The sequence below is a fragment of the Streptomyces sp. NPDC052012 genome (genome assembly GCF_040689265.1).
GTDB lineage: Bacteria > Actinomycetota > Actinomycetes > Streptomycetales > Streptomycetaceae > Streptomyces.
Map to the genome: position 1 here is coordinate 1 of NZ_JBFAXA010000015.1, position 13,245 is coordinate 13,245.

Below are 13,245 nucleotides of genomic sequence, written 5' to 3' on the forward strand. Positions count from 1 at the left end.
CTCGGTCTGGCGCGGAATCGGTCGACTCGAGAAGCGGGGGTGTTGACGCGCCAGCCGCTGCGGGCGGACACCACCGCCCCGTCCCCTCCCCGCCGCGGGCGTCCGCGCCGCGCCCCCGGTCCGCTGTGTTTGCGCGTCGTGCGCGGCTGCGGGTCGGCGTTCTAGCCCTGGCTGCGGGCAGTCGTGCCGCTGGGGCGATGGGGGAGGGTGGGCGCAGCGGCACCCCGCCGGCGCGGGCGAGCGACACAGGCCCCCGCCCAGCCCCGACGTCGGTGACAGGTGCAACGTTGCTGGTCACCAGGTTCAGGTACCCCTGGTGAACCGCACCGTGTCGGTGGTTACAGGCGGCCCAGCACCTGGGTCAGGAGGGAGCCCATCCTGGTGGCGCTGTCGCGGCCTGCCTGGAGGACCTCCTCGTGGTTCAGGGGCTCGCCCGTCATGCCGGCGGCCAGGTTGGTGACCAGGGAGATGCCCAGGACCTCCGCGCCCGCCTCACGCGCGGCGATGGCCTCCAGGACCGTCGACATGCCGACCAGGTCCGCGCCGATGACGCGGGCCATGCGGATCTCGGCCGGCGTCTCGTAGTGCGGGCCGGGGAACTGGGCGTAGACGCCCTCCTCCAGCGTGGGGTCGACCTCCTTGCACAGGGCGCGCAGGCGCGGGGAGTAGAGGTCGGTCAGGTCGACGAAGTTGGCGCCGACGATGGGGGAGGTGGCGGTGAGGTTGATGTGGTCGCTGATCAGGACCGGCTGGCCGGGGCGCATGCCCTCGCGCAGGCCGCCGCAGCCGTTGGTCAGGACGATCGTCTTCGCGCCGGCGGCGACGGCGGTGCGGACGCCGTGGGCGACGGCGGCGACACCGCGGCCCTCGTAGAAGTGCGTGCGGCCCAGGAAGACCAGGGCACGCTTCGCGCCGATGCGGTACGAGCGGACCCTGCCACCGTGGCCCTCGACCGCGGGCGGCGGGAAGCCGGGCAGCTCGGTGACCTGGAGGTCGGCCTCGGGCTCGCCCAGTGCGTCCACCGCCGGCGCCCAGCCGGAGCCCATCACGAGGGCGACGTCGTGGGTCTCGGCGCCCGTGAGTTCACGCAGGCGCGCTGCGGCGGCGTCGGCTGCGGCGTACGGGTCGCCCTGGAGGTCGTCCGGAAGAAGAGAAGCGTTCACGCGAATGAGAGTAACCCGTCTTCGCCTACGCGCGTAGATGTCGGAGGTGATGGGTTGGCGTTCGTTGTCTTGTCGTTTTCGACGAAAACGCGGTCAGCAGGGGCGCTTGCGGAGCTCCATCACGTAGTCGTGCGGGGCGCCCGCCGACTCCGCCGCGTCGGCGATCTCGCCCAGGTAGCGCGCCGAGGGGAGGCCGCCCTCGTAGGAGTTGAGGACGTACGTCCAGGCGGTCTCCTCGCCGTCCAGGGTGTGGATCCGGACCCGGGTGCGGCGGTAGATCTGCAGGCCCACGCCCTCCCAGCGGTCCAGGGAGTCCTCATCCATCGGCGCGATGTCGTAGAGCGCGACGAAGACCTGGGCCAGCGGATCCTCGACGAGCGTCGCCAGTGCGCCGTCCCAGCCCATGTGCTCGCCCCCGAAGGTCAGCCGCCACCCGTTCAGCCAGCCGGTGGCGCGCAGCGGCGAGTGCGGTGCGCGGCGGGACATCAGCCGGGCGTCGAGGTTGCCGGCGTAGGCGGCATAGAGCGACATGGGGGAAGGGTACGGCAGCCGCCCCGCGGGCCACTCCGGTAACAGGGGGGCCACGGGTCGGGCCCCGGGGCGGTCGCACGGTGAAGTGTGCGGGACAATGGAGTACGTGACTCGGATCGTGATCATCGGTGGCGGACCCGGCGGATACGAAGCGGCGCTGGTCGCCGCGCAGCTCGGCGCGGAGGTGACCGTCGTCGACGCCGACGGTCTGGGCGGGGCGTCGGTGCTCACCGACTGCGTGCCGTCCAAGACTCTGATCGCCACGGCCGAGGTGATGACCACCTTCGACTCCTCCTACGAGGAGCTGGGCATCATCGTCGCCGACGACACCCCGCACATCGAGCAGGCCGCCCGCGTGGTCGGTGTGGACCTCGGCAAGGTCAACCGGCGTGTGAAGCGGCTGGCACTGGCCCAGTCGCACGACATCACCGCGTCCGTGACGCGGGCCGGGGCACGGGTCATGCGCGGGCGGGGCCGTCTGGAGGGCATGCAGGCGCTCGACGGGTCGCGCAAGGTCGTCGTGCGCGCCGCCGACGGCAGCGAGGAGACGCTCGTCGCCGACGCGGTGCTCATCGCGACCGGCGGGCATCCGCGGGAACTGCCGGACGCCCGGCCCGACGGCGAGCGCATTCTCAACTGGACCCAGGTGTACGACCTGACCGAGCTCCCCGAGGAACTCATCGTGGTCGGCTCCGGTGTGACCGGCGCCGAGTTCGCCGGCGCCTACCAGGCCCTCGGCTCCAAGGTCACCCTCGTGTCGTCGCGTGACCGGGTGCTGCCGGGCGAGGACCCGGACGCCGCCGCCGTCCTCGAGGACGTCTTCCGCCGGCGCGGCATGAACGTCATGGCCCGCTCCCGCGCCCAGTCCGCCAAGCGGGTCGGGGACCGGGTGGAGGTCACGCTCGCCGACGGGCGGGTCATCACCGGCTCGCACTGCCTGATGGCCGTCGGCGCCATCCCCAACTCCGCCGGCATGGGCCTGGAGGAGGCGGGGGTGAAGCTGCGCGAGTCGGGCCACATCTGGACCGACAAGGTCTCCCGCACGACCGCTCCCGGCGTCTACGCCGCCGGCGACGTCACCGGCGTCTTCGCGCTCGCGTCCGTGGCCGCGATGCAGGGACGTATCGCCATGTACCACTTCCTCGGCGACGCGGTGGCCCCGCTGAACCTCAAGACGGTCTCCTCCAACGTCTTCACCGACCCGGAGATCGCCACCGTCGGCTACACCCAGGCCGACGTCGACGCCGGCAAGATCGACGCACGGGTCGTGAAGCTGCCGCTGCTGCGCAACCCGCGCGCCAAGATGCAGGGCATCCGCGACGGCTTCGTCAAGATCTTCTGCCGCCCCGGCACGGGCATCGTCGTCGGCGGAGTGGTCGTGGCCCCCCGCGCCTCGGAACTGATCCACCCCATCTCGATCGCGGTCGACAACAATCTGACGGTCGAGCAGATCGCGAACGCCTTCACCGTGTACCCGTCCCTGTCCGGCTCGATCGCCGAGGTGGCACGGCAGTTGCACACCCGCAAGACGGGCGCGGAGGCGTAAACCCAGACAGGGTGCCGCCCTTATACCACTTGGTCTCACCCGCTGCGAACAACTTCTGCTATTCAGCGCAAACTGCTGAAAGCAGACGGTCGCTGGCATTACTGTCAGTTTCGTGTTCGCTGCAGAACGTCGCCAATTGATCCTCGAAATGGTGCGAGCGAACGGGGCAGTGTCGCTCCGTGAGCTCGCCCGCGTCGTCCAGACCTCCGAAGTGACCGTACGGCGGGACGTGCGCGCGCTGGAGGCAGAAGGACTCCTCGACCGCCGGCACGGCGGTGCGGTACTGCCGGGCGGATTCACGCGAGAATCCGGCTTTCCGCAGAAGTCCCATCTCGCGACCGCCGAGAAGACCGCCATCGCCGACCTCGCCGCGAACTTCGTGGAAGAGGGCGAGGCCATCGTGGTCGGCGCGGGCACGACCACCCAGGAACTGGCCCGCCGTCTGGCCCGGGTCCCCGGCCTGACGGTCGTCACCAACTCCCTGCTGGTGGCCCAGGCGTTGGCCCACGCCAACCGGGTGGAGGTCGTGATGACCGGCGGCACGCTCCGCGGGTCGAACTACGCGCTGGTGGGCAGCGGAGCCGAACAGTCCCTCCAGGGCCTGCGCGTCTCCCGCGCCTTCCTCTCGGGCAGCGGTCTGACGGCCGAGCGGGGCCTTTCGACCTCCAACATGCTCTCCGCGAGCGTGGACAGGGCGCTGGTGCAGGCCGCCTCGGAGGTGGTGGTCCTGGCGGACCACACGAAGCTGGGCACGGACACCATGTTCCAGACGGTGCCGACGGACCTCATCACCCGGCTGGTCACCGACGAGCCTCCGGCCCACGACGACCGAGCGGCCACCGAGTTGCAGGCGCTGGCCGACCAGGGCGTACAGATCGCGGTGGCGCCGGGGGGTGCGACGAACTCGGGGGGGGAGAGCCCTCCGTCCCGCCCACAACGCCGTGACGTCCCCCTACCGGGCCCGCGCCGGCAGGGCCCTGGCGGCCTGCGATCGGCGGTGACCCTGACGGAGCCCCAGGGCAACGAACGCGCGAGGGTCGCGGACCTACGCAGGCGCTAGGTTGGCGGGCCGGACGTTGAGCTGACCGGCGTCGCGTACTGACCGGCGTTGCGGCTGGCCGGGGCTGGATTGCGCAGCCCGGCGCCAACGGGTGCCGTCCGCGCCCCCCCGTGCCGCCCCAGCGGCACGACTGCCCGCGGGATGGACGGCATCGGCCGCCCGCTGCGTCCGCAGCTACGCAGATAGCCGCCCGCGGCGGGTCACCCGCGACGGAGGGTGGGCGTGTCGCGGACGCCCGCGGCGGGGAGGGGACGGGGCGGTGGTGTCTGCCCGCAGCGGCTGGCGCGTCCGCGCCAGTGCCCCTTCGAGCGACCGATTTCGCGCCAGACCGAGGACGGACACCACCGCCCCGGCCCCGACTCACCCACCGGCCGTAGGCGCTACACAAGCCCCCACCGAAGCCGCGGTGGCGCCGCAGGCATAAGACGCGCACCCCCACCGGAGCCGCAGGCGCCCCGCTCCCCGCGGAGCGCCCGTGCCCAGCCTCTCAGTCCTTTCAGTCCTTGATCTCGCAGATCGGCGCGCCCGACGTCACCGACGCGCCCACCACCGCGCTCAGCCCCTTGATCGTGCCGGACTTGTGCGCGTTCAGCGGCTGCTCCATCTTCATCGCCTCCAGGACGACGACCAGGTCACCTTCCTTGACCTCCTGGCCCTCCTCCACGGCGATCTTGACGATGGTCCCCTGCATCGGCGACGCCAGCGTGTCACCCGACGCGACCGGACCGGACTTCTTCGCCGCCCGCCGCTTCGGCTTCGCACCGGCCGCCAGCCCCGTACGCGCCAGCGACATCCCCAGCGACGCCGGCAGCGAGACCTCCAGCCGCTTGCCGCCGACCTCGACGACGACCGTCTCCCGGCCCGCCTCGTCCTCCGCATCCGCGGCATCCGCCGGCGCAGCGAACGGCTTGATCTCGTTGACGAACTCCGTCTCGATCCACCGCGTGTGCACCGTGAACGGATCCGTGGACCCCGTCAGCTCCGGCGCGAACGCCGGGTCGGTCACCACCGCGCGGTGGAACGGGATCGCGGTCGCCATGCCCTCGACCTGGAACTCCGCCAGCGCACGCGCCGCGCGCTCCAGCGCCTCCTTACGCGTACGCCCCGTCACGATCAGCTTCGCCAGCAGCGAGTCCCACGCCGGCCCGATCACCGACCCCGACTCCACACCGGCGTCCAGCCGCACACCCGGCCCCGACGGCGGGTCGAACTTCGTCACCGTCCCCGGCGCCGGCAGGAAGTTGCGCCCCGGGTCCTCACCGTTGATGCGGAACTCGAACGAGTGCCCCCGCAGCACCGGGTCGTCGTAACCCAGCTCCTCACCGTCGGCGATGCGGAACATCTCCCGCACCAGGTCGATCCCCGCGACCTCCTCGGTCACCGGGTGCTCCACCTGCAGACGCGTGTTGACCTCCAGGAAGGAGATCGTGCCGTCCGCGCCCACCAGGAACTCCACGGTGCCGGCACCGACGTACCCGGCCTCCTTCAGGATCGCCTTCGACGCCCGGTACAGCTCGGCCACCTGCGCCTCGGAGAGGAACGGCGCCGGCGCCTCCTCGACCAGCTTCTGGTGCCGCCGCTGCAGCGAGCAGTCACGCGTGGAGACCACGACCACGTTGCCGTACTTGTCCGCCAGGCACTGCGTCTCCACGTGCCGCGGCTTGTCCAGGTAGCGCTCGACGAAGCACTCACCGCGCCCGAACGCGGCCACCGCCTCACGCACCGCCGAGTCGTACAGCTCGGGCACTTCCTCCAGCGTCCGCGCGACCTTCAGACCACGGCCGCCACCACCGAACGCGGCCTTGATCGCGATGGGCAGCCCGTGCTCCTCGGCGAAGGCCACGACCTCCTCCGCGCCGGACACCGGGTCCGGCGTACCGGCCACCAGCGGGGCGCCCGCACGCTGCGCGATGTGCCGCGCGGCGACCTTGTCACCCAGGTCGCGGATGGCCTGCGGCGGCGGGCCGATCCAGATGAGGCCGGCGTCCAGCACGGCCTGCGCGAACTCCGCGTTCTCGGACAGGAACCCGTAGCCGGGGTGGATCGCGTCCGCGCCCGACTCGCGCGCCGCCTTCAGCACCTTCTCGATGTCGAGGTAGCTGGTCCCGGGTGTGTCACCGCCCAGGGCGAACGCCTCATCCGCGGCGCGGACATGCAGAGCGTCCCGGTCCGGGTCGGCGTAGACGGCAACGCTCGCGATTCCGGCGTCCCGGCAGGCCCGGGCCACGCGGACAGCGATTTCGCCACGGTTGGCGATGAGCACCTTGCGCACGATTGAGGCTCCCTCCTTGAAACAAGCCGAGTTTAGGGACTGCCGACACGGCACTTCGACCCGTCCCCAATGGTGAGCTTGCCCACACGGAGCGTGATTCGAGGCTCGCTCGACCCGCGAAATCCCTTGTCGCACCACGGGTACGCAGGACTCCCTCGGCAAACCCTAGCGGCCCCGTGTGGTCAAGGTCTCTGTGAGAGCGTGCTGCGGCCCACTTCGTTTCTTTGTGGAGTCCCTACGAATGGCCCAATGATTCTTTGCCCCCGCAGGAACCCTTGTCCCCAGGTTTACCCGTTAGTAGCGTTCGCGTCGGCCCGAACATACTCGGGGTAACCACAGTCGTGCTCGGAAGTGGGTGGGGACCGGTGGTGCGCAGACCGGTGGCGTGGATCGTGGCGATTGTGCTCTTCGCCGAGGCGCTCGGTATCGCCGCCGTGAACTGGTTCCTCGGGGTCGTCGTCGACCGGCAGGACATGTCGCTGGCCGGCCTGGACCCGGACGTGATGTCGGTGTCCTCGAAGATCGGCGGGATCGTCTTCGGGCTCTACTTCGCGCTGTGCGGCCTGGTGGCCCTGCTGGTCGCCGTGCGCGACCGCGCGCCCGCCGGGCTGGGCCGGGTGCTGCTGATCAGCGCGGCGGTGGTGCACGCCCTGCTGGGGGCGTTCGCGTGGGGGCTGACGGGCCCGGCGGCGTTCCTGTTCATGGTGGTCGTCCTCGCGCTCATCGTGCTGCTGCTGATGACGTACGACCGCCCCGACGAGCCCACCGAGCCGGCCGACGCCGCCCCCGAGGGCGACACCGGCGGCGACGGGTCCCCCCTCACGCCTCCCGCGGCGCCCACAACTGGGTGATGCCGACGCCCAGCTCGGCCAGCAGCTTGCGCACCAGCGGCAGGCTGATGCCGATGACGTTGCCGTGGTCGCCGTCGATGCCGTCGATGAACGGGGCCGAGCGGCCGTCCAGGGTGAACGCCCCCGCGACGTGCAGCGGCTCGCCCGAGGCGACGTAGGCGGCGATCTCCTCGTCCGTGGGGTCGCCGAAGCGGACCACGGTGGAGGCCGTCGCGGAGGCGTACCGGCCGCTGAGGGTGTCGTAGATGCAGTGGCCGGTCTGGAGGACCCCGGCGCGGCCCCGCATGGACTTCCAGCGCGCGGTGGCCTCCTCGGCGTCGGCGGGCTTGCCGAGGGCCTGGCCGTCCAGTTCCAGCACCGAGTCGCAGCCGATCACGAGCGCGCCCTTGACCTCGGGCTTGGCGGCGACGACGGAGGCCTTGGCCTCGGCGAGGGCGAGGGCCAGTTCGGCCGGGGTGGGCGCGGTGACGGCGTCCTCGTCGACCCCGCTGACGATCACCTCGGGGTCGAGTCCGGCCTGGCGGAGCAGTCCGAGCCGGGCGGGGGACTGGGAGGCGAGCACGAGTCGGCGGCGCGGCTGATCTGTCATGCGGTCAGCGTATCGGCGCCGCCCGGAGGTCTCACCCGGATGCCCCGCCTGGACGCCCTCGCCCGGATGCCCCGCGGGGACGCCTCACCGCACGCCGATCACGAGCATCGCGAGGACCATGGCCAGCGCCATGAGAACGCCCAGCCGCCGCAGCATCTCCTGCGTGTCCCGCAGTTCTTCGGGCGGCTCGTTCTCGGGGTCGGACCACAGCATGCCACCAGCGTGGGGCTTTGGCCGTACGGGGCGCCTGAGTAGGCGTACTCAAATCGGCGCCCCGTGTTGTTCTGCTGTGCGCGGTTCCCCGCGCCCCTGAGGATCCTGCAGCTAGCTCGGCCAGTAAGTGCGCGTCCATGACGCCGGGCCCGGGTGCGGCACGTGGCTCGCCGCGATGCGGGAGGGGTCGGACCACGCGTCGCGGGGGGTGGGTGCGCCGGACGGCTCGGTGGCGGCCGCCGCGGCGCGGGCCCTCACCACCGCCAGGGCGGCGGCGAGTTCCTCCGGGGTCGGGTTGCCCCGTACGACCTTGATCGTCACAGCGGCTCCTTACAGGGGGATGTTGCCGTGCTTCTTCGGGGGCAGGGATTCCCGCTTGGTGCGCAGCTGACGCAGGCCGCGGACGATGTGGCGGCGGGTGTCGGACGGCATGATCACCGCGTCGACGTAGCCGCGTTCGGCCGCGATGTAGGGGTTGAGGAGGGTGTCCTCGTACTCCTGCATCAGCCGGGCACGGGCGGCCTCGGGGTCGTCCGATTCGGCGATGGTGCGGCGGTGCAGGATGTTGACCGCGCCCTGCGCGCCCATGACGGCGATCTGGGCGGTGGGCCAGGCCAGGTTGAGGTCGGCGCCGAGGTGCTTGGAGCCCATGACGTCGTAGGCGCCGCCGAACGCCTTGCGGGTGATGACGGTGATCAGCGGGACGGTGGCCTCGGCGTAGGCGTAGATCAGCTTGGCGCCGCGGCGGATGATGCCGTCGTGTTCCTGGTCGACGCCGGGCAGGAAGCCGGGGACGTCGACGAAGGTGAGCACGGGGATGTTGAAGGCGTCGCAGGTGCGCACGAAGCGGGCGGCCTTCTCGCTCGCCTGGATGTCCAGGCAGCCGGCGAACTGCATGGGCTGGTTGGCGACGATGCCGACGGGTGCGCCCTCGACGCGGCCGAAGCCGGTGAGGATGTTCGGCGCGAACAGCGGCTGGGTCTCGAAGAACTCGGCGTCGTCGAGGACGTGCTCGATGACGGTGTGCATGTCGTAGGGCTGGTTCGCCGAGTCCGGGACCAGGACGTCGAGCTCGCGGTCCTCGTCGGTGATCGTGAGGTCGGCTTCCTCGGGGAAGACCGGGGGCTCGGAGAGGTTGTTGGAGGGGAGGTAGCTCAGCAGCTGCTTGACGTACTCGATGGCGTCCTTCTCGTCGCCGGCCATGTGGTGGGCGACGCCGGAAGCGGTGTTGTGCGTGCGGGCGCCGCCGAGTTCCTCGAAGCCGACGTCCTCGCCGGTGACGGTCTTGATGACGTCGGGGCCGGTGATGAACATGTGGCTGGTCTGGTCGACCATGATCGTGAAGTCGGTGATGGCGGGCGAGTAGACCGCGCCGCCCGCGCACGGGCCGACCACCAGGGAGATCTGGGGGATGACGCCGGAGGCGTGGGTGTTGCGGCGGAAGATCTCGCCGTAGGCGCCGAGGGAGGCCACGCCTTCCTGGATGCGGGCGCCGCCGGAGTCGTTGATGCCGATGACCGGGCAGCCCGTCTTCAGCGCGAAGTCCATGACCTTCACGATCTTCTGGCCGTAGACCTCGCCGAGGGCTCCGCCGAAGACGGTGAAGTCCTGGGAGAAGACGGCGACGGGGCGGCCGTCGACGGTGCCGTATCCGGTGACGACGCCGTCGCCGTAGGGGCGGTTGGCGTCGAGGCCGAAGTTGGTGGAGCGGTGCCGGGCGAACTCGTCCAGTTCGACGAAGGAACCCTCGTCGAGCAGGAGGTCGATCCGCTCACGGGCCGTCAGCTTGCCCTTGGCATGCTGCTTCTCGACGGCGCGTGCGGAGCCGGCGTGCGTCGCCTCTTCGATACGACGCTTCAGATCCGCGAGCTTGCCCGCGGTCGTGTGGATGTCAGGCTGCTGCTCTTCCGGCTCGGACATCGGGATGCGGCTCCCTGCCTGCTCAAAAGGGGGGACGGTTACTCATCCGTAGCGTAGTGGGGTGCCTTGGCATCGGCAGTGCGGTGTTTGCCACACCTATCGTGGCTTGCATGACGCCGCGAGATGCATCAGAGAACGACCGCGATCACAGCAGCAGCCGGTGGTCCGACCTGGAACGGCCGCCGCTCAACGCCGCCGCCCTGCGGCGGGGCCTCGTCCGGGAGGGGGGCCTGTGGTCGGACGTGGACGTCGTGCAGCGCACCGGGTCGACGAACTCCGACCTGGTGGACCGGGCCGCGGCGGGTACGGCGGGTGAAGGGGCCGTGCTGGTCGCGGAGGAGCAGACCGCCGGGCGGGGGCGGCTGGACCGCCAGTGGAGCGCGCCGGCGCGGTCGGGGCTGTTCTTCTCCGTGCTGCTGAAGCCCGTGGAGGTGCCGGTGGCGCGCTGGGGGTGGCTGCCGTTGCTGACCGGGGTGGCGGTGGCGGCGGGTCTGGCACGGGCGGCGGGTGTCGATACGGCGCTGAAGTGGCCGAACGACCTGCTGGTGAAGGTCGGGGGCGAGGAGCGCAAGGCGGGCGGCATCCTGCTGGAGCGCGCGGGCGACGGCGGTGTGGTCATCGGGGTCGGTATCAACGTCACGCTGCGGGCGCAGGAGCTGCCGGTGCCGACCGCGGGATCGCTGGCGCTGGCCGGGGCGGTGAGCACGGACCGGGACACGCTGCTGCGGGGGGTGCTGCGGTCGCTGGAGGACTGGTACGGGCGGTGGCGTACGGCGGGGGGCGACGCGGGGCTGTGCGGTCTGCAGGAGGCGTACGCCGCGGGGTGCGCGACGCTGGGGCGGACGGTGCGGGCGGAGCTGCCGGGGGACCGGGCCGTGGTGGGCGAGGCGGTGGCCGTGGACGGCGACGGGCGGCTGGTGCTGGCCACGGGGGAGGGGGTGCGGGAGCCGGTGGGCGCGGGAGACATCGTCCACTTGCGCCCCGCGGAGTGAGCCGGGGCGCGGCGGCACGCCGCCGGGGCGGGCCGGCGGCATCCGCTGCCGCCCGCGCGAACGCCGCCGGGCACACGCCCCTCACCTCACCCCTCGGCTCGACCGAACGGAGTGAGCTGGCGCACACCTGCCGTAGAGTTGTGGCCGGTCGATACATGGCCATGGCAGATCGGAAGGGCAGCAACGCGTGACCGTCGACGACTCGGGTTCCGGCACGGACGCGCAGGGCGCCGACACCGGTGAGGATCCGCTCGCTCTGCGTCTCGAACAGCTCATTCTGGGCGCCGAGCGCCGTTACACCCCCTTTCAGGCGGCCCGCAGTGCCGGCGTCACCATGGAGCTGGCGACCCGCTTCTGGCGGGCGATGGGTTTCGCCGACGTCGGGCAGGCCAAGGCGCTCACGGAAGCGGATGTGCTGGCGCTGCGGCGTCTCGCCGGTCTGGTGGAGGCCGGGCTGCTGAGCGAGGCCATGGCGGTGCAGGTGGCGCGGTCCACCGGGCAGACCACGGCGCGGCTCGCGGAGTGGCAGATCGACTCCTTCCTGGAGGGGCTGACTGAGCCGCCCGAGCCGGGGATGACCCGTACCGAGGTGACGTATCCGATCGTCGAGCTGCTGCTGCCCGAGCTGGAGGAGTTCCTCGTGTACGTGTGGCGGCGGCAGCTCGCCGCCTCTGCCGGGCGCGTGGTGCAGGGCGCCGACGACGAGGAGATGGTGGACCGGCGGCTGGCGGTCGCCTTCGCCGATCTGGTGGGGTTCACGCGGCTCACCCGGCGCATGGAGGAGGAGGAGCTCGGCGAGCTCGTCGAGGCCTTCGAGACCACCGCCGCCGATCTCGTCGCGGCGCGGGGAGGCCGGCTGATCAAGACGCTGGGCGACGAGGTGCTGTACGCCGCCGACGACGCGGGGACGGCCGCGGAGATCGCCCTGCGGCTGATCGAGACCATGGCGAACGACGAGACCATGCCGGAGCTGCGCGTCGGCATGGCGTTCGGCACGGTGACCACCCGGATGGGTGATGTGTTCGGTACGACGGTGAATCTGGCCTCGCGGCTCACCTCCATAGCGCCCCGGGACGCCGTGCTGGTGGACACCGCGTTCGCCGAGGAGCTGATCCGCACCGGGGACGCCCCCGCTTCCGAGGCCGCCGCGGCGGAGGCTGCCGCCGCCGCGGAGAAGGAGGGAGAGGAGCCGCCGACGTACCGGTTCGCCCTGCAGCCGATGTGGCAGCGGCCGGTGCGTGGGCTGGGGGTCGTGGAGCCCTGGCTGCTGACGCGGCGGGACTCGTCTCCCTAGCGGGCCGGCACGCCGTTCTCAGCCGCCCAGGCCGAGGCCGCTCACGCACACGCCGAGGATCGGTACGCACAGGCCCGGGTTGTCGTCGTCGTCCGGTGCGTCGTCGTGCTCGGGCGGGGCGGGCTGCGGTGGTGTCGAAGAGCGCTGCGGTGGGGCGGGGTGCTCCGGTGCCGGTGGGCGGTCCTGTGCTGGTGGGGGCGTCCGGGGTGCCGGGGGTGGGGGCGGTGGTGTGGTCGGGCGGGGGGTTGCGGATCCGGCGGGCGTCCCGGATGCCTGCGGTTCCGTCGTGCCCTGCGCGACCGGGGTGGGGTCCTGGGATCCCAGGGGTGTGGGGGAGGTCGGGCTCGGGCTCGGGTTCGGTCTCGCGGGCTGCTGGGTGGGCCTGTCGGGGGTGGTGGCGGTGGGGGCGGGGCTGGGTGTCACGGCGGGGGTGACGGGCGCGGCGCCTATGGCGGTGTCCGCCGGGCCGGGGGCCGAGGCCAGGCGTACGACACTCATCGCACCCGCGGCCAGGGCCAGGCCGCCGGCGGCCAGCAGGACCTTGTGATGGCGGGGCTTGCGGTGGCGGCCCCGGACGCGGGTGGTGAAGCCGGTGCGCACGGGCGGCTCCGGGGCGGTGGCCGCGGATCGCTCCGGGGGCGGGCCCGCGGATGGTTCCGGCGTGGTGGCCGCGGATGGTTCCGGGGTGGTGCCCGCGGATGGTTTCGGGGTCGTGCGCGCGGGCGGCTCCGGGGCGGTGGCCGCGGATCGCTCCGGGGGCGGGCCCGCGGATGGTTCCGGCGTGGTGGCCGCGGATGGTTCCGGGGTGGTGCCC

Annotated in this window: 13 protein-coding genes; 5 read left to right on the forward strand and 8 right to left on the reverse strand. The window is 72.0% G+C overall.

The window, feature by feature from the left end:
* Positions 1–338 precede the first annotated feature (338 nt).
* Both AB0412_RS22745 and AB0412_RS22750 read right to left on the reverse strand, forming a co-directional pair.
* Positions 339–1,163: a purine-nucleoside phosphorylase gene (locus AB0412_RS22745; RefSeq protein ID WP_366404385.1), complete on the reverse strand. Its 825-nt coding sequence runs from the start codon at positions 1,161–1,163 to the stop codon at positions 339–341.
* A 93-nt stretch (positions 1,164–1,256) separates the two neighbouring features.
* Entirely contained in the window at positions 1,257–1,694 is a 438-nt protein-coding gene (locus tag AB0412_RS22750) for a gamma-glutamylcyclotransferase (RefSeq protein ID WP_366404386.1), read from the reverse strand.
* Between the two features lie 97 nt (positions 1,695–1,791).
* Between AB0412_RS22750 and AB0412_RS22755 the strand changes: the two genes are divergently transcribed.
* A complete protein-coding gene (locus AB0412_RS22755) occupies positions 1,792–3,240 on the forward strand; it encodes an NAD(P)H-quinone dehydrogenase (protein ID WP_366404387.1) in 1,449 nt (482 codons plus the stop codon).
* A gap of 112 nt (positions 3,241–3,352) precedes the next feature.
* Positions 3,353–4,300 carry a DeoR/GlpR family DNA-binding transcription regulator gene (locus AB0412_RS22760; RefSeq protein WP_366404388.1) on the forward strand — a complete coding sequence of 316 codons (948 nt, stop codon included), beginning with the start codon at positions 3,353–3,355 and terminating at the stop codon, positions 4,298–4,300.
* Between the two features lie 496 nt (positions 4,301–4,796).
* On the opposite strand, the gene AB0412_RS22765 is transcribed toward AB0412_RS22760, so the two are convergent.
* Positions 4,797–6,572 carry a biotin carboxylase N-terminal domain-containing protein gene (locus tag AB0412_RS22765; RefSeq protein WP_366404389.1) on the reverse strand — a complete coding sequence of 592 codons (1,776 nt, stop codon included), beginning with the start codon at positions 6,570–6,572 and terminating at the stop codon, positions 4,797–4,799.
* A 365-nt stretch (positions 6,573–6,937) separates the two neighbouring features.
* Here AB0412_RS22765 and AB0412_RS22770 point away from each other — a divergent pair, with 365 nt between their 5' ends.
* Complete coding sequence (locus AB0412_RS22770; RefSeq protein ID WP_366404390.1) at positions 6,938–7,423, forward strand: hypothetical protein; 486 nt, start codon at positions 6,938–6,940, stop codon at positions 7,421–7,423.
* On the opposite strand, the gene AB0412_RS22775 is transcribed toward AB0412_RS22770, so the two are convergent.
* The 4 genes from AB0412_RS22775 to AB0412_RS22790 form a co-directional block, all read right to left on the reverse strand.
* Complete coding sequence (locus tag AB0412_RS22775; RefSeq protein ID WP_366404391.1) at positions 7,392–8,012, reverse strand: nucleoside triphosphate pyrophosphatase; 621 nt, start codon at positions 8,010–8,012, stop codon at positions 7,392–7,394. The two genes, AB0412_RS22770 and AB0412_RS22775, sit on opposite strands and share 32 nt — an antisense overlap.
* A gap of 84 nt (positions 8,013–8,096) precedes the next feature.
* Entirely contained in the window at positions 8,097–8,225 is a 129-nt protein-coding gene (locus AB0412_RS22780) for a hypothetical protein (protein WP_366404392.1), read from the reverse strand.
* 111 nt (positions 8,226–8,336) lie between these two features.
* Positions 8,337–8,546: an acyl-CoA carboxylase epsilon subunit gene (locus AB0412_RS22785; protein ID WP_366404393.1), complete on the reverse strand. Its 210-nt coding sequence runs from the start codon at positions 8,544–8,546 to the stop codon at positions 8,337–8,339.
* A 9-nt stretch (positions 8,547–8,555) separates the two neighbouring features.
* Positions 8,556–10,145 carry an acyl-CoA carboxylase subunit beta gene (locus tag AB0412_RS22790; protein WP_366404394.1) on the reverse strand — a complete coding sequence of 530 codons (1,590 nt, stop codon included), beginning with the start codon at positions 10,143–10,145 and terminating at the stop codon, positions 8,556–8,558.
* A gap of 110 nt (positions 10,146–10,255) precedes the next feature.
* On the opposite strand from AB0412_RS22790, the gene AB0412_RS22795 reads away from it, so the two are divergent.
* Together AB0412_RS22795 and AB0412_RS22800 are read left to right on the forward strand one after the other, a co-directional pair.
* The gene (locus tag AB0412_RS22795) at positions 10,256–11,137 is read left to right on the forward strand and encodes a biotin--[acetyl-CoA-carboxylase] ligase (RefSeq protein WP_366404395.1); all 882 of its coding nucleotides are present in this window, start codon (positions 10,256–10,258) and stop codon (positions 11,135–11,137) included.
* Between the two features lie 187 nt (positions 11,138–11,324).
* Positions 11,325–12,431 carry an adenylate/guanylate cyclase domain-containing protein gene (locus AB0412_RS22800; RefSeq protein ID WP_366404396.1) on the forward strand — a complete coding sequence of 369 codons (1,107 nt, stop codon included), beginning with the start codon at positions 11,325–11,327 and terminating at the stop codon, positions 12,429–12,431.
* A gap of 18 nt (positions 12,432–12,449) precedes the next feature.
* On the opposite strand, the gene AB0412_RS22805 is transcribed toward AB0412_RS22800, so the two are convergent.
* Positions 12,450–13,031, reverse strand: a complete 582-nt coding sequence (locus tag AB0412_RS22805; RefSeq protein WP_366404397.1) for a hypothetical protein — start codon at positions 13,029–13,031, stop codon at positions 12,450–12,452.
* Positions 13,032–13,245 lie beyond the last annotated feature (214 nt).